Source organism: Pantoea sp. ICBG 1758 (genome assembly GCF_002928325.1).
Taxonomy (GTDB): domain Bacteria; phylum Pseudomonadota; class Gammaproteobacteria; order Enterobacterales; family Enterobacteriaceae; genus Pantoea; species Pantoea eucrina.
Map to the genome: position 1 here is coordinate 1,011,879 of NZ_POWL01000001.1, position 21,714 is coordinate 1,033,592.

The window sequence follows — 21,714 nt, forward strand, 5'->3', positions numbered from 1 at the left end:
GAGGGGCTTATGCACCACGCAATGGCCGCAGAGATGCTGACGCTGCCCGCTACGCTCAACAGCCTGACCCGTCTCGGCAACGCGCTGCGTCGTTTTCTGCAGCCGCTGCAGCTGCCGGAGAGCTGGATCTACCCGCTCGATCTGGCGCTGTGCGAGGCGGCGAGCAATATTATCCGCCACGGTTATCAGGATGATGCGCAGCAGCACTACCGGGTGCATTTTTCCTGTGATGAGCAGGGCGTCACCGTCACGTTGTCCGATAGCGGGCAACCGGTGCCTGAGGCACTTATGGAGCGCGCGCAGCGCGGTTTTGATGACATCGCTCTGCTGGCTGAGGGCGGCCGGGGCTGGCCGCTGATTTACGCCAGCGTGGATCGGGTCAGTTATCAGCGTCAGCCGGCAGAGAACCAGCTGACGCTGTGGCGGGCGCTACCGGGCGTCTGAGGCGTCTGAAGGTTTAAACAGCTGCCGGACAAACGCTATATAAGCCGGACGCCAGACATCCATCTCATGCCCGAGACCGGCATAGCTGTGCCACTCATGCCGGATTTTCTGCTGCTCCAGCAGCGCCTGCAGTCCGGTCATATCCCGGCCGGTGATAATATCTTCGTCACCTGCCGCCAGCGCAAACAGGCGCAGCTGACGATTGATTGCGGCGGGCTTTTTCAGCTGTGCGGTAACACGAAAGTCAGGCACGGTTTCCGTGGTGACGCCGCTGAAGATGCCGAGCCAGGCAAACCGATCCAGATGCCGCATACCGCTGACCAGCGCCTGGTAACCGCCCTGAGAGAGGCCCGCCAGCGCCTGGCCGCCAGCCTCGCTGCGCACGCGGTAGCGCTGAGCGATACGCGGCATAATCTCCTGCGTTAACTCACGATCGGCTGCCTGCGCGTTACGCGGATAGAAGGTTTCACGCCGGGAGGCGGGCGCAAAGGTCTCGGGGATGGCATCGCTGATATCCGTCTCCGTATCCGGGATCACCACCAGCATCGGGACAATTTTACCTTCCGCCAGCAGGTTATCCATGATTTGCGGGATGCGTCCCTGGGTTACCGCCGACAGCGCGGTGTCGCCAAAGCCGTGATAGAAATAGAGCACGGGCAGGGGATCCGCGGCGTCCGCCGCGCCCGGTGGCACCCAGACCGCCAGCTGTCGCTCGCGCTTCAGCACCTCTGAGTGCCAGGTCAGGGTATGGATTTCGCCATGCGGGACCTGACGCGTATCCAGCAGGCTGCCGGGCACCAGAATCAGGCTGGTATTGACCTGTCGCTGTGGTTTGGGCAGGGAATTGCCGGTATCGATGCTGCGAAAGCCATCTACGTTAAAGAAATATTCATACAGGCTCGGGGCGAGCGGTTCACTGGTAAAGCGCCAGATACCACGCTCATCCTTAGTCATGGGATGCGCGACATAGCGGTCAGGCGTGGCGCCGGTGACCACATCCACCGCTTTTGCAGAGGGTGCCCAGAGTCGCCAGGTTATGCTGTCATCGGTGTTAACTGCGGAGAGATACTGTTCAGGGACCAGCGTATCAGGCGGGCGCTGCGGCAGAGGCTGCGCACCCGCTCCGGCGCTCCACAGCGCGGTGCAGACCAGGGCAATAAGAGAATAACGCATCAGTTTTCCTTACCAATAGACGGTATTGCAAGTGTGGCACAGGCCGCCTGAAAGTGAGAGAAACGGCGAGAAAAGTGTGAGAGCTGCAGGCAATTTGCAGGAAGCGTAGCGGGAATCGCGAACTGCGCTACCTTTAATAACGGGTGCTCACGCGTTAAATAACATCATTAATAGGGGGACAGCGGTGAAAATAGCCTGTTTAGCATGGGGGTCACTGATCTGGAAACCTGGTGAACTGCCGGTGGCCGGCGAGTGGCATGCGGATGGTCCGGCGCTGCCGGTGGAGTTCTGTCGTATTGGCGATGGCGGTGAACTGGCTACGGCGCTCTGTATGAACGCGGCACCAGTTAACGTTTACTGGGCAGTACTGGCGAGCGTTTCGCTGCCGGAAGCGGTGGCGGCACTGCGTCTGCGCGAGGCGATCCCTAATGAGCGTGAAGATGGCGTCGGCATACTGCTGCAGCCGCAGCATACGCCGGGTGTGCTTAGCGACTGGGCGCAGGATCGCTGCCTTGATGCGGTAATCTGGACCGCGCTGCCGCCGCGCTATCAGCACCAGGAAGGCTTAATCCCCAGCTGCGACGAGGCGCTCGCGCATCTCGCCAGCCTGAGCGGTGAGGCGGCTGAACACGCATTTGATTATATTCGTCGCGTGCCGGCGCAGTTCGACACCGCTTATCGCCAGCGCCTGCAGGCGCTGATCGACACGTCAGCTGAAGTGGCGTAGAGCGGCGTAAAAGTTATCCTGAAGAATTTTGATGCGGTATGAGATGGCACTGTACCGTATCGTTGAACAGCTGATGACAATATTTGCAGCTGAACCGGAAAGCTATAATGTGCCGGCAGCATTCTGGCAGAAAGCGTTACCGGTTAAAGCAGCGGACATGAAAAAGTATGTGGAGCGTATTCGCCAGGATAAGCAGCGGCGACTGCAGCAGAAAAAGCAGAAGGCTAATGATCTCAACGGAAGAGGTGAGGCGGGTAGCAGGGAAAACGGTCTGACAGAGGTCTGAGGTCATTGCGTCGTTGCGGATGAAATCCATCATTTAACATAATATACATTATGCGCATTAAGGTGGCACCCGGTAATATATCGCAGAATAGACATTTATACAGAATCGGCCGCACGTACCTGGGCGCCATTAATGGCGCCCCTACAAAACCGTATGCGATCCGGATCCGACAACCGCGCGGGCCTGGGCGCCATTAATGGCGCCCCTGTGGGTTTTATGGGCGTGCGTTGAATGATGACGTGTTATCCGGGCGCTCCGGCGAATTTTGTAGGGGGCGCATTAATGCGCTCCTGGTGAACATGCGCCCGCCCCCTGGTAAAAGAACCTGCGCCCGACCCCGGCTCACGCATAAATCCGGCGACCGCCCGGCGGGATTCAATTAGCATGTATTCATGCGTCATCTTTTATCGTGGTACTTTCTGACAAAGTACCTCCGGACCACCCGATCGGCCACAGGATGTGTTAAATGAAGTTCCTTTCTGTTCAGTATCTGCGCGGGCTGGCCGCGCTGCTGGTTGTTGTTGCGCATAACGCTTTGCTGTTACCGGATGGTATGGCGGCGCATATTCCGGGCGCGCTGGGCGTCGATATCTTCTTTATCATCAGCGGCTTTATCATGACCTTTATTACGGCACACTCCGCTGAACGTCCACTGCCTTTTCTGATTAAGCGTTTCTTTCGTATCTGGCCGGTGTTTTTTCTGGTCTGGCTGGCGGCCTGGACGCTGGTTTATAACGAACGTGAATTTCAGCAGATGGGCTGCGTACTCTACTTTTGCCTGCAGGACTACAGCAGTGCCGGACCGGTGTTTGGTTACAGCGCGCTGGGGCCGCCGTGGACGCTGACCTACGAAGTGCTGTTCTATACGCTGTTTACGCTGGCAATGTGTATCAGCTATCGTCAGCGCAGCCTGGTCTGCAGCCTGATTTTTCTTACCGCCTCCGTCGGCTTTCAGCTGGCCTATAACGGCAGCGTCACCCTCTCCTCTCAGGCGTCTCCGGACCTGGTGGTAAACGCCTGGTGGCAGGCGTGGATCAAACTCAGCAGCAATACCATCGTATTTGAGTTTATTACCGGCATGCTGCTGGCCGAACTGGTCGTCAGCGGCAACATGCCGGCGCTGCGCACCCGCGGACGACGCATTGTCTGGTTAGCGCTCGCCGCCGCGGCGGGTATCGCATTATTGACAGGCCCGCAGCCGTTTGGCCTGCACGGCGGCTACTGGCTGGCCGCCATTATCATGGCTTGCGTCATTCTGCTTAGTGACGAACGACAGTCAGCGCCGCAGCCGGTGCTGAATTTCCTCGGCAACATCTCTTACTCCCTCTATCTGGTGCACTATCCGCTGCGCCGCGTGCTGCTCAACCAGCTGCCGGCTGACGCCAGCGCAGGCACAAAGCTGCTGGTCTTTGCGCTGTCGGTAAGCGGCAGTGTCGCGCTGGCTGCGCTGCTGTTTCGCTATGTCGAACGCTACGCTATCCGCGCGGGGAAAAAACTGGCCGATAGCTGTTATAGCTGGTTCTCCGTGCAAAAAAGCTGACCGAACAGCCGTGCCAGGCAGCTGAGGATACCTCCCCGCCGGGTGCTGTCCTGCTGATTGCGTCTGGCTGGAGGCGCTGGCCGATGAGGTAGGTCTGTTATTATGTTAAATAGCCCGGTTTACTCCGGGCTGCCAGCGGCGCGCTTGATCGGTGCAACCACCACGTTGACCCCGTTATCCTGCATGCGACGCAGCAGCGGCAGCGGCGTGCCCTGATTCACAATCACCACGTCAAACTCGCGCAAATCGGCAAAGCGATGCAGCGCGCGCCGGCCAAACTTGGTGTGATCCATCAGCAGAATACGCTTCTGTGCCGACTCAAACATGGCGCGCTTGGTCTCTACCGTCTCTGCTGACTGATGAAACACCGCGTCATCCACAATGGCGGACATGCTGACAAAAAAGATATCTGCGCGCAGCGAGGCGATCTCTTCGCGCGTCATGCGCCCCATAAACGCGTTACACCAGGGGTGATACTGCCCGCCCAGCCCCATCAGGGTAATATCCCGCCCGTTACGCAGCTCGTTCATCAGGGTCAGCGAGTTGGTGATCACCGTCAGCGGCGCTTTCGCATACAGCTGCCGCACCAGCTGAAACACCGTGGTGGAATCATCCAGAAACAGCGCCTGCCCCGGCTCCAGATAGCTGGCCGCCACTTCGGCAATCGCCTGCTTCTCCTCCAGCTGGCGCGTGGCGCGATAGATATCGCTCGATTCCACCAGGCTGGTTGAGGTAGCCGATACCACCCCGCGCGACTTATGCAGCAGGCCGCGCTCGACCATTTCATCAATATCACGGTGTGCGGTCATCAGACTGATACCAAACCGCGCGGTCAGATCTTCGATTCGTACGGCGCCCTCGGCCATGACCGCTTCCGCGATCAGCTGGCGGCGCGCCTGCTGGCGTGCCTGGCGACTGTCGCCGGGCAGCGTATCCGCCGTGAAAACACCAGGCAGCGTGTCGTGTGGGTTATGCGCCATATAAGTTCCGGAGAGGAGTAAAATGCAGGATTAGTTGTAATTACAGCGCGTTATACCCATTAATGCAAATAACCGATCGCCTGCACCCCGGCCAGCTGCGGCCAGCCGGGGATGCTGCGGTTACTGTTTAAGCACAAACGGTGAAATGAAGTTGCCGGCGTTCTCTTTGGTGATCAGCACGCAGTCAAACAGCTGTTTTTCAGCCGGTGCGCCGGTTTTTCCGGTTTTCAGGAAAGTATCTGCCTGCTCAATCGCTTTCTGTGCAAACAGCGCGACCGGCTGCATAACGGTATAGGCCAGCGTGCCGGCTTTCACCGCATCGACCGCGTCCGGCGTGCCGTCAAAGCCCCCGACCTTGATCTGCCCCAGTTTGCCGGCCTGTTTCAGAGCCGCAATAGCGCCCAGCGCCATCTCATCGTTACCGCTGATCACGCCTTTGACATCCGGATTCGCCTGCAGCAGCGACTGCATCTTGTTAAAGCCCTGCGTGCGATCCCAGTTCGCCACTTCCTGACCCGCCTTTTTCAGATCGGGATATTGCGACAGCACGGTATCAAAGCCGTTGGCGCGGGTTGCCGCATTGTTATCCGAGGGCGGTCCTACCAGCTCAACATAGTTACCGCTGTCGCCCACCTGCTTCACCCACTCCATGGCACCAGCAGCGGCGCCCTGCGCGTTGTTTGAAACCAGCTGCGCTTTCGCCAGCCCGCTCTGATTCAGCTCTGCGTTAATGACAAACACCGGAATATTGGCGGCAATCGCTTTTTTCACCGAGCCGATGGAGCCGTCAGCGTTGGCGGGATCGAGGATGATCGCTTTAGACTTATTGGTGATGGCGGTATCGATCAGCTGGCTTTCCGCGTTGGTATCGCCTTTATGGGCGCTGACTTTGGCGCTGTAGCCAAGTTTTTCAGCCGCCTTCTGCGCGACCTGGCCCTCCGTCAGCCAGTAAGGGTTAGAGGGATCGTTGACGATAATAGTCATCAGACCTTTATCGGCCCAGCCTGGTGCAGCAAAGGTGCTGATGGCGACGGTAGCGGCAAGCATAAGACGTTTGGTAAACATAGTGACTCCGTTATTATCAGGGTACAGGTTTTTTTTACGGATAAACGCGCACCGCAGCGGCGCGCGCAATTCAGCGGCTGCGTCGCCCGTACTGCAGCGTATTCAGTAACACGGCCAGTACAATCACGGCCCCGGTAAACACCGTCTGCCAGTAGGCAGAAACGCCGATAATCACCAGACCATCAGAGAGAAAGCCAATCACGAATGCTCCCAGCAGCGTGCCGCGCACGTTACCGCGCCCGCCGGTCAGCGCCGCCCCGCCAATGACCACGGCCGCAATCGCCGTCAGCTCGTAGGTGGTACCCGCCGTCGGGCCGGCAGAGGTGAGCTGCGAAGAGAGCACCAGCCCCGCCATCGCGGCACAGATACCTGACAGCACATATACGCTAATCTTCACGCGTTTCACCGGCACGCCGGAGAGATCGGCGGCGCGCTCATTGCCGCCTGACGCATAGAGCCAGCGGCCAAACGCGGTACGGCTCAGCAGAAAACCGCACGCCAGCGCCACCGCGCCGAGTACCAGCACGCCAACCGGAATGTTGAACAGCCGGTTAAACCCAAGCCAGTCAAAGCCGGTGTTGCCCAGGGATTCACTGCCGGAAAGCTTGTTATAGGTCAGACCGTTAGTCATCAGGAGCGCAATGCCGCGCGCCACATACATAGTGCCAAGCGTGGCCACGAAGGCGGGTACGCGGCAGATGGCAATCAGTACGCCGTTCACCAGCCCTACCAGCGCGCCCACGACCAGCGTCAGGATCGCCACGGCCCACACCGGCAGATAGAGCACCACGCCGAGCGCCTCAAGGCTGATGCCCTGCATCATAAAGCCCGCCATTACGCCAGCCAGTCCCAGCGTGGAGCCGACCGAGAGATCGATGCCGCCATTCAGGATCACCAGCAGCATACCGATAGCGGGCAGGCCGAATATCGCCACGTGTGACGCCATCGTCAGGAAGTTAGCTCCGCTAAAATAGTTAGGCGACAGAAACGAAAACGTCGCGATAATCACCAGCAGCGCAATAAAGGCGCGTCCCTCCAGCAGCAGGCGGGCCAGGTTAAGCTGTTTTGTAGTGCGGGAGGCATTCGCCGCGGGCGAGGTGGCCAGCGTTTGCGTTTGATCGGTCATACTTTTCACTCCGTTTTTCATGTTATGCCACCAGTGCTTCACCCGACGCCGCCATGATGCGCTCTTTACTCACGCTGGCGTCGAAAATGGCGGAGATACGCCCTTTGCTCATCACCACGATGCGGTGAGCGATGCTAAGACATTCACCAACCTCGGAGGTGGTATAAACCACCGCCAGCCCCTGCTTCGCACTCTCTGCCAGCAGGCGAAACACTTCTGCTTTGGCACCGATATCGATGCCGCGGCTTGGCTCATCGAGCAGCAGCACGTTGGGCCGCGTCGCCAGCATCTTGCCAATCACAACTTTTTGCTGATTACCGCCCGAGAGCGATCCGATCGCCGCGTCACCGCCTGCGGTTTTCACCGTGACGTTGCGAATGGTATCGCTTACCAGCTGCTTCTCACGGCGGGCGGAGAGCATCAGTCCCCGGACAAACTCACCGATGCTGGCCAGCGACAGGTTCTCCCCTACGCTCATGGTCTGTACCAGTCCGTCGCGCTGCCGATCTTCCGGCACCAGCGCCAGCCCGATAGCGATACGCTGCGCCAGAGATAAGCGGCTAATCTCCGTCTCCTGCAGCCGGATATCGCCGCTGCTCTGCGCAATACGTCCGGCAATGCACTCCAGCAGCTCCGTGCGCCCTGCTCCCATCAGGCCATAAATACAGACTATCTCGCCCGCCTTTATGGTCAGCGACAGGTTGTCTACCAGCCGGATGCCGGTTTTACTCTTCACCGTCAGGTTTTCAACCGTCAGCGCGGGCGGGCCAAAGGCGTAACCCTGCGGCGGCGAGCCGAGATCGAAATGCTCCCCCACCATGTTGCGCACGATCCACTCAAGATCGATATCGCTGCGCTGCGCCCAGGCGGTCATCACGCCGTCGCGCAACACAACGGCGCGGTCGGTGATCTCCAGCGCCTCCTCCAGATGATGGGAGATATAAACGATGGCGACGCCCTGGCTGGTGAGATCGCGGATCACCTGAAACAGCACCCGGACTTCGGCGGCGCTCAGAGCCGAGGTTGGTTCATCCATGATCAGGATCTGCGAATTTACCGACAGCGCCCGGGCAATCTCCACAATCTGCTGCTGGCCGAGACGCAGGTTCTCGACCGGCGTCAGCGGATCGATATCCTCTTCGAGCGCCGCCATCAGGTGCCGGGTCAGCCGTGCCTCTTCGTCGTAGTCAACGCCGGTAGCCCCCATGATTTCGCGTCCCATGAAGATGTTGTCACGGACATTCATATTGGGCGCGAGATTCAGCTCCTGATGAATAATGGAGATACCGCAGCCGCGCGCCTCGGTGGCGGAGTGAAATAGCTTACTTTCGCCATTGAGCAAAATTTCCCCGGATGTTGGCGTAATCACGCCGGATAAAATCTTCATTAAGGTCGACTTGCCGGCGCCGTTTTCACCAAACAGCGTGGTGACTTCGCCGCGGCGTATCTCAAAGTTCACGCCTTTTAGCGCATGCGTTGAGCCATACACCTTGCTGACGTTACGCGCCTGCAGCACCACTTCACCTTTTAACAGCGCCGGATTAACAGGAAAGGGTTTCATTTAACCTCCACGCTGACCGGTGTGATCAGCCAGTTACTGGCATTAAGGAGGCGAAACACCCCGATGACCTCCACGGTCTTGCCCGGCAGCGCGTTGCGGTCAAGCTTCTCCAGAACGCTGTTTTTCATGGCGCGGTTCAGCGCTGCCCCGGCGTTCTGATACTCAATCTGGTTGGTAAAATCGCCGAACTGAATAGTGCCGCTGGCGTCGCGCAGATCGGTACCGCTCAGGGCCGGCCCGGTCTGCAGGCGTACTTTCAGGCTCTCCGGCACGCCGGCGACCTGCAGCGGAAAAATCCCCTTCTCTCCCGGCTGCACCACGCCCTCCAGCCTGACCGGGATCACCGGCAGCGGCGAGCCGACACCATACTGCGCGGCGGCGGCCTGCTGGTTCGCCTGCAGCGCTGCGGCCAGCGTTTGCGCCGCAACGGCGCGACGCTCCACGCTCTGCTTCACCTCAGGGAAGTGCTGTTCCGCCCAGCTGTCTGGTGAAAAGCCCTGCTGCGTCTGCCCGGCGGCGTCGGTTCTGACAACGTGGGTATCCAGAGCAATGCCGGCTATGACGGCACAGCTCAGCACGGCGGTCAGCAGCAGGCGACGCCTGCGCTGCCGGTCAAGCTGGTGTGCGAGCACTGAAACATCAGACATAACGACACCTCATCGGGTTAACAGCCCGGAATTAACGCTGGCTGTGTTATATATGTGATAACTAATGTGATGAGAATTGTGCTGATGTGACTAAAATGTCAACAGCCCGGCGGCGATTTTTTCAGGAGAGCGATCTGGATCGCTGTTTGAACCGCAACCGCTGATAAAGGTTTAAATTCCCTTATGTCAGGGATGTTGGCGAGTATAAGTTGTCTGGAGGTGACTCAGCCGGGCGGTGATTTCGTGATCCTGCTCGCTAAGTGAAATGAAATATTTTATCTGTATTGAAATTTAATACAAAAGATATGTTATCTAAGTGAGAAAAGAAGTATCACTAGCAGCAGCATAATAATCACACGCCGTTAACACGGCATACGGCGGGATCGCAGGCAGCCCGCAGCACATACCAGGTGGAGGTGTCGGTGGAGAGTGACGATATCATTGTGGGCCTGGATTCAGGTACCTCGGTGGTCAAGGCGGTAGCCTTTGATTTGACCGGCAAACAGCTGGCCTGCGCGTCGGTACGTAACCGCTATTATCGCGCAGCAGGTGGCGCAGCGCAGCAGTCGATGTCACAAACCTGGCAGGATGCAGCCAGCGCCCTGCGTCAGCTCGGCGACCATATCGACAACCTGGCAGTCCGCGTAGTAGCGTTAGCCGTGACGGCTCAGGGGGACGGCAGCTGGCTGGTGGATGCGGAAGATCGGCCAGTGGGTGACGCCTGGATCTGGCTCGATGCCCGGGCGGCCCCCACGGTGGCCACGCTGAATCAGCATCCGCTGGCGCAGGCGCGCTTCAGCGCCACCGGCACCGGACTCAATACCTGCCAGCAGGGGGCGCAGCTGGCACACATGGACAGGCACTTTCCTGAACTGCTGGCAAAGGCTGACGTCGCGCTGCACTGCAAAGACTGGCTCTACCTTAACCTGACCGGTGTACGCGCCACCGACCCGTCTGAGGCGAGTTTTACCTTTGGCAACTTTCGTCACGCCGGCTATGACGACACCGTGATTGACGCGCTGGGGCTGACGCACCGGCGTCATCTGCTGCCGGAGATTGTCGAGGGCACAGAGACCACGCATCCCCTGACCCGCGAGGCGGCAGCGCTGACGGGCCTGCGGGCCGGGACCCCGGTAGTGCTGGGCTATGTGGATATGGCGATGACGGCGCTGGGCGCGGGCGTCCACACCGGCGAGGCCAATACCGCCTGTTCGATTGTGGGTTCAACCGGCGTCCATCTGCGCAGCGTTACTGTTGATGATGTCTGGCTCAATCCGGCGCAGACCGGCTACGTGATCCCGCTGCCGTGGCCCGGTTATGTCACGCAGGTTCAGACCAATATGGCCTCGACGCTGAACCTGGACTGGCTGCTGAATGTCGCCGGAGACCTGCTGCAGAGCTTTGGCTGCGAAACCGATCACGCCCGGCTGGTGGCGCAGATTGATAGCTGGCTGACGCGCACCCCGCCCGGCACGCTGCTGTTTCATCCCTATATTTCACTGGCGGGCGAACGCGGTCCCTTCGTGAATGCCAGCGCGCGTGCCGGTTTTACCGGCCTGCACTATCAGCACACTTTTGGAGACCTGGTGCGCGGCGTGGTAGAGGGAATTGGGATGGCGGCGCGCGACTGCTACCAGGCGATGGGTCAGGATCGGCCCGGCGAGATCCGTCTGACCGGCGGTGCGGTGCGCTCAGCGCCGCTGCGGCAGATCCTCGCGGCGGCTATCGGTGCCCCGGTGCGTATCAGCCAGCGTGAAGAAGCGGGCGCGGCCGGCGCGGCAATGATGGCCGCGGTTGCAGTGGGCGCGTTCTCTTCTATGGCCGCGTGTGCCGAAACCTGGGTCCGCCCGCTGCTTGATGCACCGGAAGCGCCGCAGCCCGATCTGATGCAGCGCTATGACGCGCTGTTTCCTCATTATCAGCAGATCCGCAGCGATCTGCCGGCCTGCTGGCAGGCGCTGAATACCTGTAACGGAGTCAATCATGAGTGACACTATGCTGGATCTGTTTGTTATTGGCGGCGGCATTAACGGCGCCGGTATCGCCCGTGATGCCGCCGGTCGCGGCCTGTCGGTGGCGATGTGTGAAAAAGACGATCTGGCGCAGGGCACCTCCTCCCGCTCCGGGAAGCTGGTGCACGGCGGCCTGCGCTACCTGGAGTATTATGAGTTCCGGCTGGTGCGCGAAGCGCTGATTGAGCGGGAAGTGCTGCTGAATGCTGCCCCGCATATTATCTGGCCGATGCGCTTTGTGCTGCCGCACAGCCCCTCCGATCGCCCTGCCTGGCTGGTACGGCTCGGCCTCTTCTTCTATGACCATCTGGGCGGCCGTAAGAAACTGCCCGGTACGCGCTCACTCGATCTGACGCGCGATCCCGAAGGCGCCCCGCTGCTCGACAGCTATAAAAAAGGGTTTGAGTACTCCGACTGCTGGGTCGATGACGCGCGGCTGGTGGTGCTGAACGCGCTGGATGCCGCTGAGCGCGGCGCAACCATTCTGCCGCGCACGCGCTGCGTTGCCGCACAGCGCCTGGCCGGCAGGTGGCAGATAACCCTTGAAGATGTCAGCAGCGGCGAGCGCCGCACGCTGTTTGCGCGGGCAATCGTCAACGCGGCGGGACCCTGGGTGCTGGACATTGTCAGCGACGTGACGCAGAGCCACAGCCAGCGCCGGGTGCGTCTGGTGAAAGGCTCACACCTTATCGTGCCTAAATTCTGGGAGGGTCAGCAGGCGTATCTGGTGCAGAACACCGATAAGCGCGTGATTTTTATCAATCCTTATGAAGGCGATAAAGCGCTGATTGGCACGACGGATATTCCGTGGGAAGGCAAAGCGGAAGCGGTGACCGCCGACGATACGGAACAACAGTATCTGTTAGACGTCGTTAACCGCTACTTCAAAGTTAAGCTGCGCCCGGCTGACGTTATTACCCGCTTCTCCGGCGTGCGTCCGCTGTTTGACGACGGCAAAGGCAACCCCTCCGCGGTGACGCGCGACTACGTGTTTGACCTCGATAACCAGCAGGATGCGCCGCTGCTGCACGTCTTCGGCGGGAAAATCACTACATTCCGCAAGCTGGCAGAGCACGCCCTGCAGAAGCTAGCCCCCTTCTTTCCGCAGATGGGCGCTGACTGGACGCGTGCGGCCACGCTGCCGGGAGGCGATATGGCTGACGCCGACTTTGAAACCTTTCTTGAACAGTGCAAAGCGCGCTGGCCATGGCTGCCGCAGCCGCTGCGTAAACACTACGCCCGTCTTTATGGAACGCGCATCGCACAGCTGCTGGCAGATGCAACGGCGCTGAGCGATCTGGGACGCCATTTTGGCGGACTGCTGTATGAAGCAGAAGCACGCTATCTGGCTGACCACGAGTGGGCGCAGCAGGCGGAGGATATTCTGTGGCGGCGCACTAAACATCAGCTGCACCTTACCCCGGCGCAGCGCGATGCGTTCATCACCTGGTTTGAAGCGGCTTCCGCGCGCGTGATCCCGCTGCGCGCCCGTGCCGGACAGGAGAACTGATATGGCCCTGACTCTTTCGCTTAATACGAATCCGCTGGTTAACCGCTTTGCCGATCCGCACGACTTAATTATCACGGTGGCGGAACAGATCCGCATTCGCGACCTGCAGCTGACCCATGAATTTATCAATCCGGGCTGGCCTGCCGCGACGATAACCGCAATGACGCGTCGTATGCAGCAGGCGCTGAACGCCACCGGCGTGCGCGTCACCTCCGGTATGACCGGCCCCTACGGGCGACTGAACCACTTTGGTCATCCCGATGCTGCGGTGCGCCGCTACTATATTGACTGGTTCAAAACCTTTGCGGATATCACCGCTGAACTGGGCGGTGTGGCTATCGGCTCGCAATTTGCCATTTTTACGCAGCGCGACTTCCGGGACGCAGAGCGCCGCGAAACGCTTATCGATATCGCCACTGACTGCTGGCAGGAGGTCGCTGAACATGCGCGCGCGGCGGGGCTGAAATATCTTTTCTGGGAGCCGATGAGTGTGGCGCGCGAGTTTGGCGAAACCATTCCCGCCGCGCTGGCACTGCAGCAGCGCCTGAGCCAGCGCGATTTTGCCCTGCCAATGTGGATGATGGCGGATATTGATCACGGTGATGTGACCTCGGCCGATCCGCAGGATTACGATCCTTACGCCTGGGCCGAAGCTGTGCCGCGCTGCTCACCGATCATTCATATCAAGCAGAGCATGATGGATAAAGGCGGGCATCGTCCGTTTACAATGCAGTACAATGACGGCGGCCGTATTCAGCCGCAGCCGCTGCTGGAGGCGCTGGCGCGTGGCGGCGCGCAGGATAATGAAATCTGCCTGGAGCTGAGTTTCAAAGAGCGCGAGCCCACCGACAGTCGCGCCGTGGCGGAGATCGCAGAGAGCGTCGCTTTCTGGGCCAGCCATATTGAAACCGGCGTGGCGGACCTGCATCTGGCGACGCACCGGCCCGCCGGAGCGCACAGCTAAACACGCGGGCCGGAGCCCGCGTCGTCTTCTACTCTGAATGGACAAAGACATGAAATCCGCACCTGCTTCTGCCGATCGTGATGACTCTCTGGCGCTGCGTGCGGCCTGGCTGCACTACGTAGGCGGCCTGACTCAGGCTGAAGTCGCTAAACGACTGGGGCTGCCTTCGGTAAAAACGCACCGCCTGATTGCGCGCATGGTGGCGGAAGGCGCAGTAAAAATCACCATTGATGGCGATATTCTCGACTGCGTGGCGCTGGAGGATAAGCTGCGTCAGCACTTTGGCCTGCGGTTTTGTCAGGTTGCGCCCGATCTGGGTGAAACCGGGCTGCCGGTGCGGGCGCTGGGGATGGCTGGCGCGGACTATCTGCGCCAGCTGCTGCTCGGCGCGCCCGCGATTACGCTCGGGCTGGGGCATGGCCGTACCCTCTCCGCGGCGATCCATCAGCTGGCGCGCCTTGAGGCACCACAGGCGCGTTTTGTGTCGCTGCTGGGCTGCCTGACGCGCAACTATGCGCTCAACCCGCATGATGTTATGCACCGCATCGCCGCCAAAACCGGCGCGCAGGCTTACATGATGCCGGTGCCGTTCTTTGCGAACACTGAAGAAGATCGCGATGTTCTGCTGGCGCAGCGCGGCGTCAGCGAGATTTTTGATATGGCCGCGCGCAGTGAGGTCAAGCTGGTCGGTATCGGGACGGTAGAGCCGGCGGCTCAGCTGGTTGAAGCCGGCATGCTCGAAGAGGCGGAGATCAACGCCCTCTCAGCTGCCGGCGCGGTGGGAGAATTGCTGGGCCACTTTTTTGCCGCCGACGGCACGCTGATCCACAACTCACTGACGGCGCGGACACTTTCCGTGCCGCTCAGCCAGAACCGCAGTGAGATTGTGGCGCTGACGGGTGGCCTGAGTAAAGTGGCGGCTATTCGTGCCGTGCTGAGCAGCGGTCAGCTCTCCGGGCTGATCACTGATGAGGTCACGGCGCAGGCGCTGCTGATATAACGCTGACCGGTCAGTAAAATAGCGCTCTGCACCGCCAGGTTAAATCTGCGTGACCTCCGTTCCCTGCGCCGTCAGCAGCGCCTGAGCGGCCGGATCAAGCTCGCTGTCGGTAATCAGCTGCCTGAACGGCTGATGCGGCGCCAGCGCATAAGGGTGGATCTGACCAAATTTAGAGGAGTCGGTCAGCGCAATAGTGTGCGCAGGCTTTTCCAGCAGCGCATGAACCACATCGCAGCGCAGCATGTTGCGCCCGGTAAAGCCGGTGGCGCGATCCCAGCCATCAATGCCGATAAAGACTTTATGAAAGCTGAGCTGCTGAATACAGAGCCGGGTCAGCGGACCGACCACCGACTCACTGCTTTTCTGAAACAGACCGCCGAGAATAATGACGTCGCCGCCCTTTTCACGCAGCAGGCCGGCAATATAGTGGCTTACCGTGACCAGCGTAACGTCATGCCGCTCGCTCAGCGCCTGTGCCAGCAGCGCATTGGTGCTGCCCCCCTCAATAAATACCGTTTCCCCTGCATTCACCAGAGAGGCGGCATAATCGGCCAGCCGTTTTTTTACGGCAAGGCGGGTTTGCATCCGGGCGCTGACGTCGTCACCGCCCGCAGCAACGGCGGAGCCATGCACCCGACGCAACAGCCCCTCTTTTTCCAGCTGGTTAAGATCCTGGCGCATCGTGACTTCAGAGACGCCGGTGGTCAGCGCCAGCTCGCTGACGCTGACGCTGCCGCGCGCACTGAGCAGCTCGATAATTGACTGATGACGTGCGTTCATAGTGTCCTGCAGTTAGTCAGTAAGGCCCAGCGCCTGACGGCCGCGGGCGTTCAGATGCTGGGGCGTAAAGCGATCCTGCCAGTTAACCTCATAATCTTCACGCGGGAAATCACCGGGTGAAACACCCTCTGTCAGCGCCTGCGCCACCTGATGCGCGTAAGCGCGATTTTTGTCGCACATCGGCGCGGCCGGAATATACATCACATTACCCCAGCCCTGCTGATCTTCTACCGGCGCGACAGAATGTATCACATCGCAATGCCACCATACGGAATCGCCCGCTTCCAGCGCCGGAATGGAGCAGAGTCCGGCAATCAGTTCAGGATGCCAGCGCTCCGATACCGGCAGGACTTTACCCGGCTCAACCCCGCATAGCTCCTCTTCCGGTACATCGCTGAGCAGAGGACGCAGCAGCAGTAACGCCATTGCCTGCGGCACCGGCACAACGTGCAGCAAACCCTGACCCGGCTGCATATCAGAGAGCGCCGTCCAGCCCTGAAACGTACGGAATACCGAACATTTTGTGGTAGTACCGGACTGGTATTCATTTACCTCTGTGCGGTATGCCGCATCCCACGGGTCGTACTGTGCAAAGCGGTTATTAAAGATATGTCTGAATACCTGCTGATAAGCCGGCAGCAGCCAGCGCTCCAGCGCACCGGAATCGGTATGCGCACCGAGCCCTTTAGAGGTTGTGCCGGGCAGCCGCCGGCGGATGCGGTCGGGATAGATAATGCTGACATCAGGGTCAAACCAGCGTTTACCCTGAGAATCAAACCGCCACAGGTGATTGAGGAATCGCTGGGTGGCAGCCATCGCCTCACTCTGCCGCGCGGCCATTTGCGCCTGACTCCAGTAAATCGGATAGATTTCCGGCCGCGACGCCGCAAGATTGCCAAAGAAATCATCTCCCGGTCCCCGGTAGCCGGTCATAAAATCGTTATCGTCCAGATAACGCATCATCGATGCATCCCATCCCAGCGCGCATTCGCGGCTGAAATTACCTTTTACCACAACACAGCCGCGCCGCCGGATATGTGCTTTCTGCGCCTCACTGATTTCACCTGCGGCTATCGCCTGCCAGCTCAGCTGGGGCCAGGCGGAACCAGACTGCGCCTCTTCATTTCTGGCCGCGGCAAGCTCCGTCACCACGCTCTCCCGCACCTGCTTATACAGCGCCTCCACATCTCCGATCTGCTGGCGCAGCTGCTGCTTCATCTGACGAATGCTTTTTCTGAAATCGTCGGGCTGCTGCTCTGAAGAGAATAAAGTGGTCACAGAAATCACCTCTCGCTCTGGTTTCAAATGAAAGTTAATAACGTTTCATTCATAACACGCAGCTGGCGTATGGCAAGCCGGTTGTGGCGGAAAACCGGACGCGGTCACAGTTGGCAGGAGGTTTCATTTGAAAGTGTGAGGTAAAAAAAGCTTAGTTCCTGCGGGCTGCCCTGCCCGCGGCTTATTTCTTCTGTCAGGCTCTTTTCGCAGAGGTGGCTAACTATGTTAATACAAAAATAATAATGTTTGTTGTAACTACTAAGGTGCTACCAGATAGCGATACTGAATAAATTCCGTTTTCGTTGCCAGCCGGTCGTACAGCTCCCGTGCGGCGAAGTTTCCCTCCTGCGTGTTCCAGTAGACCCGTGAACAGCCGCGCGCTCTGGCCTGCTCATAGACGGCCAGTATCAGCGCCTCACCCGCACCGTTACCGCGCGCCGCTTCTGCGACAAACAGGTCCTGCAGATAACAGTAGTCACCGCGCGTCCAGGTGGAGCGATGCGTCAGAAAATGCACCAGCCCCACCATGCTGCCACCCTGCTCCAGCACCAGACAATACATCGGTTCCGCACGGGAGAGCATGCGCCGGAACGTTTCGCCGGTCGTCGCCTCATCAATCTCTGTCTGATAAAACTGCTGGTAGCCCTGCCATAACCGCAGCCAGGCCACATAATCCTCAGCCCGCAATGCCCGTATATTCATCGTCTCTCCTCACTTTGCCAGCGCACGGATAATCTCATCTGCAGCAATAACGCGATCGTCATTGGGTATCCATTTATTGGCCAGCATAATCAGCCCCACCCTTTGGGAAGGGATAAACACCGCATAGGCTGAAAAGCCATTGGTTGAGCCGGTTTTGTTATACCAGGCGCGCAGCGGCACCGGCGCAGAAGGAGAAACCGGCGTGGCCCGCATACCGTTAAGTATGATTTTGCTGCTGTTCCCCGCCACCAGCTGCTGCTGAGTAACAGGCAGCGGGTAGTACTCCCACATCATCGCCTGCGTAAATGCCGCCGTGCGAAAATAGCCCTGATGGGTGGCAGCCACCGCCTGCCGCCAGGCAGGTACCACGTTAACCTCTCCCATCTGAATGCCGATCCAGCGAATCAGATCTTCTGACGTTGATTTCAGCCCATACGCTTCTGCATCCAGCGGCCCGGGCGTCACGCGTACCGGCCGGTTCTGTTTATCGTAGCCCTGCGCGTAATCCGGCATGGCGCGCGGCGGCACCTGAAGAAAAGTACGATGCATTCCCATCGCCGGCAGCAGCATCGACTCCATTGCGCGCATAAATGACATATTCAGGCTCTTCGCCGCTATCATGCCGAGCATACCGATACCGAGGTTTGAATAGACGCGCTCTGTTCCCGGCTCTGCCTCAGGCTGCCACGCCTTATACCACTGCATCAGCTGCGCGCTATCCGTGACCTCCTCCGGCACAAACAGCGGCATGCCGCTGGTATGCGTCGCCAGGTTTAGCAGCGTAACGCGATCGAGCGCGCTGCCCTGCAGAGCAGGCAGCCACTGGCTGGCGCTGTCGCGAAGCTGCATTTTATGCTGCTGTACGGCGTAGCTGGCGAGCGTGGCGGTAAAGGTTTTACTGAGCGAGCCGATCTCAAACAGCGTGCGGGAGGTGACCGGCTCTCCGCGATCGGTTGAAGTGACACCGTAACTATAAAAGGTCGTCTGGCCCTTGTTCAGCACGGCAACCGCCATGCCGGGGACCGCAAAGCGCGCCATCAGCGGCTCAATAATGTTATCCGGTGCCCGGGCAGCAGCGGAAGTGGCGATAAACAGCAAAAATGTAGCCATAACGCGGCGTCGCATGAATAATCCTTATTCCTCAGAACCAAAAGCGGTGCGCATAGTATATCCGCCCCCGGCCCACCCCACATGCCCATTCGTGGTGTAAGTGAACAGAGTCACATCCTGAGTAAGCGGGTTTGCCGTTTTGGCTGCGCACTCCTATACCTTTGACGGATAAGCCTTCACCGTCAGGGAGCGTGCTATGGCTACTGTGTTAACCCGTAATGAGCGTCTCGACAGGCTGCGCCAGCGTCAGATTACACCGGTCCTGATTGCCGGAGGCGGCATAAACGGCATCAGTACCTTTCGCGAACTGGCCCTTCAGGGCATCCCGGCTATTCTGGTGGAGCGCGATGACTGGTGTCAGGCGGCAAGTGGTGCCCTGTCGCGCATGATCCATGGCGGCCTGCGCTATCTTGAAACCGGTGAGTTTGGTCTGGTTAAAGAGTCGGTGATCGAGCGCGACCGGCTGCTGAAAAACGCGTCGCACTATGTTTTCCCGCTGCGGACGACGGTGCCGGTGGAAACCTTCGGCGGCGGCATGGTCAACGCCACGCGACGGTTTCTGCGCCTCAGTGACAAACCTGCCCGGCGCGGTGCGCTGCTGATCAAAACCGGCCTCAGCCTGTATGACCTCTATACGCGCCAGTATGGCTCCATGCCTAAACATCAGGTACGAAGCGAGGCGGCAACCCGCGATCGCTGGCCGGGCTTTGCGCCGTGGGTGAAATATAGCGCCAGCTACTATGATGCGTGGATCAGCGCCCCTGAACGGCTGGGGCTTGAGCTGGTGGAGGATGCGGAGCGCGCCTGCAGCGACGCGCTGGCGCTGAATTATATGCAGTTAATCAGCAGCGACGGTGAGAGCGTCACGCTGAAAGATACGCTGAGCGGAGAGCAGTTTCGCCTGCAGCCACACGTGCTGGTCAATGCCGGCGGCGCGTGGATTGATCGGCTTAACCAGCAGATCGCGCCCAAAAGCGCCCGGCAGAAACTGATTGGCGGCACCAAAGGGTCACATCTGATCCTCGATCATCCGGAGCTGCTGCGCATGCTTGATGGTGAAATGGTCTACTTCGAGAATCAGGAGGGGCGCGTCTGCATCCTCTATCCGTGGGGAGGTAAAGTCCTGGCCGGCTCAACGGATATCCGCGTTGACGATCCCGATAACGTGGTCTGCGAGGCAGCCGAGAAAGCGTATATTCTTGAGTCGCTGCGCTTTGTCTTTCCTGAGGTGGTGGTGCCGGAGTCCGCCGTGGTCTACACCTTTTGCGGCGTACGTCCGCTGCCTGCCAGTGATGCAAAGCTGAGCGGTCAGATATCACGTAACCACTCGCTGGTGATGCTGCCGCCCGATCCCACCCGCGCCTGGAGCACGCTCTGTCTGGTAGGTGGTAAGTGGACCACTTTTCGCCGCTTCGGTGAAGAGGCGGCCGATCGCGTTCTGCGGCTGCTGGGCGAAAAGCGCCATGTTTCCACCACTGATTTAGCGATTGGCGGCGGGCGCGACTTCCCTGCTCCGGCGGCCCAGCCCGCCTGGATCGCCCAGCTGGCGCAGCAGCATGCGCTGCCGCTGCCGCGCGTCACGCAGCTGGTAAAACGTTACGGCAGCCGCGCCTTACCGCTGCTGTCGCTGCTGCGCGATGACGACCGTCCGCTGCATCATCACGCCGATTACAGCGCCACGGAACTGCGCTATCTGACAGAGCATGAGCAGGTGTGCCAGCTGGAAGATCTGCTGGTGCGCCGCACGTCGCTGGCGATCGGCGGCGAGCTGACCCCGCCGCTCATTCAGGAGATCTCGCTGCTGATGGCGCAGACGCTGGGCTGGAGCGAGCGTCAGCGGGTACAGCAGCTGCAGCGCTGCTGCGCGTCGCTGGCGCGTTTTCACGGTCTGCATGGCCTCTACCCTACGGTGATGCAGCAGGAGGCACAGCATGTCAGCGAGCAATAAGGCACGCATGAAGCGGTTATTCCGTCACGGCCGCTGTCTGGACGTAGCGGTCGATCACGGTATTGCCAATGAACCCGATTTTCTGCAGGGGCTTGAGAATATTGACGCGGTGATGCAGAACCTGATTGCCGCGCAGCCCGATGCGATTCAGCTCAATTACGGACAGGCAGATCTGCTGCAGTGCGCGGAAGGAGCGAAACCCGCTCTGGTGCTGCGCACCGACGTCGGCAACGCCTATAACGCCGTGCGCCATCGCGAGATGTGGGCAGTGCTGCATAATCCCGATGAGCCGGTTCTGGCGGCGCTGCAGCTGGATGCGGCCGCCGTGGTGGTGAATCTTTATCTTATCCCCGATGAACCCGCGATTTTTCGCATGTGCATCGAAAATATTGGCCGGCTGCGCCATGCGTGCGACCGCTACGGCATGCCGCTGATGATTGAGCCGCTGGTGATGGCACCCGCCGGTCAGGGGGCCGCCTACGGTTCACTGGGCGATGCAGAGCAGATTGTTCCGCTGGTGCGGCTGGCGCGCGAACTGGGCGCCGATATTATCAAAGCGGATCCAACCGATAATCCGGCTGATTTTCACCGCGTGGTAGAGGCGGCGCGCTGTCCGACGCTGGTGCGCGGTGGGGGTAAAGGCGAGATCGGTGCGGTACTGCACAAAAGCGCGCTGCTGATGGCGCAGGGTGCCAGCGGCATGGTGTATGGGCGCAATGTTTATCAGCACGCCTCTCCTGCCCGGGTCGTCGCCGCCCTGATGGCCATTATTCATCAGGGTGCCAGCGGCGAGGATGCGCTGGCCCTTTATCAGCAGGCTGACGCCTGACCTGGCGCACGTTCTGTGCGCGCTCTCCTCTG

Annotated in this window: 20 protein-coding genes; 10 read left to right on the plus strand and 10 right to left on the minus strand. The window is 59.7% G+C overall.

Annotated elements, in window-relative coordinates:
* The first annotated feature begins 9 nt into the window (after positions 1–9).
* A complete protein-coding gene (locus C1Y41_RS04975; RefSeq protein WP_052246490.1) occupies positions 10–444 on the plus strand; it encodes an ATP-binding protein in 435 nt (144 codons plus the stop codon).
* Here C1Y41_RS04975 and C1Y41_RS04980 read toward each other — a convergent pair.
* On the minus strand, positions 430–1,617 hold the full coding sequence (locus tag C1Y41_RS04980; protein WP_104084969.1) for an esterase: 1,188 nt from the start codon (positions 1,615–1,617) through the stop codon (positions 430–432). The two genes, C1Y41_RS04975 and C1Y41_RS04980, sit on opposite strands and share 15 nt — an antisense overlap.
* A gap of 184 nt (positions 1,618–1,801) precedes the next feature.
* On the opposite strand from C1Y41_RS04980, the gene C1Y41_RS04985 reads away from it, so the two are divergent.
* From C1Y41_RS04985 to C1Y41_RS04995, 3 genes are all read left to right on the plus strand, one after another.
* Positions 1,802–2,344: a hypothetical protein gene (locus C1Y41_RS04985; protein WP_104084970.1), complete on the plus strand. Its 543-nt coding sequence runs from the start codon at positions 1,802–1,804 to the stop codon at positions 2,342–2,344.
* Positions 2,345–2,387: 43 nt separating this feature from the next.
* Entirely contained in the window at positions 2,388–2,630 is a 243-nt protein-coding gene (locus C1Y41_RS04990) for a hypothetical protein (protein WP_146065229.1), read from the plus strand.
* 466 nt (positions 2,631–3,096) lie between these two features.
* Positions 3,097–4,170, plus strand: coding sequence for an acyltransferase (locus C1Y41_RS04995; protein WP_104084972.1), 1,074 nt, complete (start codon positions 3,097–3,099; stop codon positions 4,168–4,170).
* Between the two features lie 119 nt (positions 4,171–4,289).
* Here the strand turns inward: C1Y41_RS04995 and C1Y41_RS05000 are convergent, their stop codons facing one another.
* The 5 genes from C1Y41_RS05000 to C1Y41_RS05020 all read right to left on the minus strand — a co-directional run bounded on the left by C1Y41_RS05000 (position 4,290) and on the right by C1Y41_RS05020 (position 9,549).
* A complete protein-coding gene (locus C1Y41_RS05000; RefSeq protein ID WP_039384361.1) occupies positions 4,290–5,150 on the minus strand; it encodes a DeoR/GlpR family DNA-binding transcription regulator in 861 nt (286 codons plus the stop codon).
* A 120-nt stretch (positions 5,151–5,270) separates the two neighbouring features.
* Positions 5,271–6,215 (minus strand): D-ribose ABC transporter substrate-binding protein, encoded by a 945-nt coding sequence (locus tag C1Y41_RS05005; protein ID WP_104085346.1) that lies wholly within the window; start codon positions 6,213–6,215, stop codon positions 5,271–5,273.
* Between the two features lie 70 nt (positions 6,216–6,285).
* Entirely contained in the window at positions 6,286–7,341 is a 1,056-nt protein-coding gene (locus C1Y41_RS05010; protein WP_071668920.1) for an ABC transporter permease, read from the minus strand.
* A 22-nt stretch (positions 7,342–7,363) separates the two neighbouring features.
* Complete coding sequence (locus C1Y41_RS05015; RefSeq protein WP_094110895.1) at positions 7,364–8,902, minus strand: sugar ABC transporter ATP-binding protein; 1,539 nt, start codon at positions 8,900–8,902, stop codon at positions 7,364–7,366.
* Complete coding sequence (locus C1Y41_RS05020; RefSeq protein ID WP_104084973.1) at positions 8,899–9,549, minus strand: DUF2291 family protein; 651 nt, start codon at positions 9,547–9,549, stop codon at positions 8,899–8,901. The genes C1Y41_RS05015 and C1Y41_RS05020 overlap by 4 nt, the downstream gene beginning before the upstream one ends.
* A 422-nt stretch (positions 9,550–9,971) precedes the next feature.
* Here C1Y41_RS05020 and C1Y41_RS05025 point away from each other — a divergent pair, with 422 nt between their 5' ends.
* Genes C1Y41_RS05025 through C1Y41_RS05040 form a run of 4 tightly spaced genes read left to right on the plus strand, consistent with a single transcriptional unit; the run spans position 9,972 to position 15,035 of the window.
* On the plus strand, positions 9,972–11,540 hold the full coding sequence (locus C1Y41_RS05025) for an FGGY-family carbohydrate kinase (protein WP_104085348.1): 1,569 nt from the start codon (positions 9,972–9,974) through the stop codon (positions 11,538–11,540).
* On the plus strand, positions 11,533–13,071 hold the full coding sequence (locus C1Y41_RS05030; protein ID WP_104084974.1) for a glycerol-3-phosphate dehydrogenase: 1,539 nt from the start codon (positions 11,533–11,535) through the stop codon (positions 13,069–13,071). The genes C1Y41_RS05025 and C1Y41_RS05030 overlap by 8 nt, the downstream gene beginning before the upstream one ends.
* A 1-nt stretch (position 13,072) precedes the next feature.
* Entirely contained in the window at positions 13,073–14,035 is a 963-nt protein-coding gene (locus C1Y41_RS05035; RefSeq protein WP_039384364.1) for a sugar phosphate isomerase/epimerase, read from the plus strand.
* A gap of 49 nt (positions 14,036–14,084) precedes the next feature.
* Positions 14,085–15,035, plus strand: a complete 951-nt coding sequence (locus C1Y41_RS05040; protein ID WP_104085349.1) for a sugar-binding transcriptional regulator — start codon at positions 14,085–14,087, stop codon at positions 15,033–15,035.
* A 39-nt stretch (positions 15,036–15,074) separates the two neighbouring features.
* On the opposite strand, the gene C1Y41_RS05045 is transcribed toward C1Y41_RS05040, so the two are convergent.
* From C1Y41_RS05045 to ampC, 4 genes are all read right to left on the minus strand, one after another.
* A complete protein-coding gene (locus C1Y41_RS05045; RefSeq protein ID WP_039384365.1) occupies positions 15,075–15,815 on the minus strand; it encodes a DNA-binding transcriptional regulator YciT in 741 nt (246 codons plus the stop codon).
* 12 nt (positions 15,816–15,827) lie between these two features.
* Entirely contained in the window at positions 15,828–17,033 is a 1,206-nt protein-coding gene (locus tag C1Y41_RS05050; protein WP_369826785.1) for a YbiU family protein, read from the minus strand.
* Between the two features lie 318 nt (positions 17,034–17,351).
* Positions 17,352–17,795, minus strand: a complete 444-nt coding sequence (locus C1Y41_RS05055; RefSeq protein ID WP_104084975.1) for a GNAT family N-acetyltransferase — start codon at positions 17,793–17,795, stop codon at positions 17,352–17,354.
* 9 nt (positions 17,796–17,804) lie between these two features.
* The gene (gene ampC, locus C1Y41_RS05060; RefSeq protein ID WP_104084976.1) at positions 17,805–18,920 is read right to left on the minus strand and encodes a class C beta-lactamase; all 1,116 of its coding nucleotides are present in this window, start codon (positions 18,918–18,920) and stop codon (positions 17,805–17,807) included.
* Between the two features lie 181 nt (positions 18,921–19,101).
* Between ampC and C1Y41_RS05065 the strand changes: the two genes are divergently transcribed.
* Together C1Y41_RS05065 and C1Y41_RS05070 are read left to right on the plus strand one after the other, a co-directional pair.
* Positions 19,102–20,853, plus strand: coding sequence for a glycerol-3-phosphate dehydrogenase/oxidase (locus C1Y41_RS05065; RefSeq protein WP_039384369.1), 1,752 nt, complete (start codon positions 19,102–19,104; stop codon positions 20,851–20,853).
* The gene (locus C1Y41_RS05070) at positions 20,837–21,682 is read left to right on the plus strand and encodes a class I fructose-bisphosphate aldolase (protein ID WP_104084977.1); all 846 of its coding nucleotides are present in this window, start codon (positions 20,837–20,839) and stop codon (positions 21,680–21,682) included. Before C1Y41_RS05065 ends, C1Y41_RS05070 begins: the two co-directional genes overlap by 17 nt.
* Positions 21,683–21,714 lie beyond the last annotated feature (32 nt).

Coding starts and splice junctions, on each gene's coding strand:
- C1Y41_RS05065 (WP_039384369.1), top strand. CDS start 19,102: ATGGCTACTGTGTTAACCCGTAATGAGCGTCTCGACAGGCTGCGCCAG.
- C1Y41_RS05005 (WP_104085346.1), bottom strand. CDS start 6,215: ATGTTTACCAAACGTCTTATGCTTGCCGCTACCGTCGCCATCAGCACC.
- C1Y41_RS05010 (WP_071668920.1), bottom strand. CDS start 7,341: ATGACCGATCAAACGCAAACGCTGGCCACCTCGCCCGCGGCGAATGCC.
- C1Y41_RS05070 (WP_104084977.1), top strand. CDS start 20,837: ATGTCAGCGAGCAATAAGGCACGCATGAAGCGGTTATTCCGTCACGGC.
- C1Y41_RS05045 (WP_039384365.1), bottom strand. CDS start 15,815: ATGAACGCACGTCATCAGTCAATTATCGAGCTGCTCAGTGCGCGCGGC.
- C1Y41_RS05015 (WP_094110895.1), bottom strand. CDS start 8,902: ATGAAACCCTTTCCTGTTAATCCGGCGCTGTTAAAAGGTGAAGTGGTG.
- C1Y41_RS05040 (WP_104085349.1), top strand. CDS start 14,085: ATGAAATCCGCACCTGCTTCTGCCGATCGTGATGACTCTCTGGCGCTG.
- C1Y41_RS05020 (WP_104084973.1), bottom strand. CDS start 9,549: ATGTCTGATGTTTCAGTGCTCGCACACCAGCTTGACCGGCAGCGCAGG.
- C1Y41_RS04975 (WP_052246490.1), top strand. CDS start 10: ATGCACCACGCAATGGCCGCAGAGATGCTGACGCTGCCCGCTACGCTC.
- C1Y41_RS04995 (WP_104084972.1), top strand. CDS start 3,097: ATGAAGTTCCTTTCTGTTCAGTATCTGCGCGGGCTGGCCGCGCTGCTG.
- C1Y41_RS05000 (WP_039384361.1), bottom strand. CDS start 5,150: ATGGCGCATAACCCACACGACACGCTGCCTGGTGTTTTCACGGCGGAT.
- C1Y41_RS04990 (WP_146065229.1), top strand. CDS start 2,388: ATGGCACTGTACCGTATCGTTGAACAGCTGATGACAATATTTGCAGCT.
- C1Y41_RS04980 (WP_104084969.1), bottom strand. CDS start 1,617: ATGCGTTATTCTCTTATTGCCCTGGTCTGCACCGCGCTGTGGAGCGCC.
- C1Y41_RS05055 (WP_104084975.1), bottom strand. CDS start 17,795: ATGAATATACGGGCATTGCGGGCTGAGGATTATGTGGCCTGGCTGCGG.
- C1Y41_RS05030 (WP_104084974.1), top strand. CDS start 11,533: ATGAGTGACACTATGCTGGATCTGTTTGTTATTGGCGGCGGCATTAAC.
- ampC (WP_104084976.1), bottom strand. CDS start 18,920: ATGCGACGCCGCGTTATGGCTACATTTTTGCTGTTTATCGCCACTTCC.
- C1Y41_RS05035 (WP_039384364.1), top strand. CDS start 13,073: ATGGCCCTGACTCTTTCGCTTAATACGAATCCGCTGGTTAACCGCTTT.
- C1Y41_RS05050 (WP_369826785.1), bottom strand. CDS start 17,033: ATGAAGCAGCAGCTGCGCCAGCAGATCGGAGATGTGGAGGCGCTGTAT.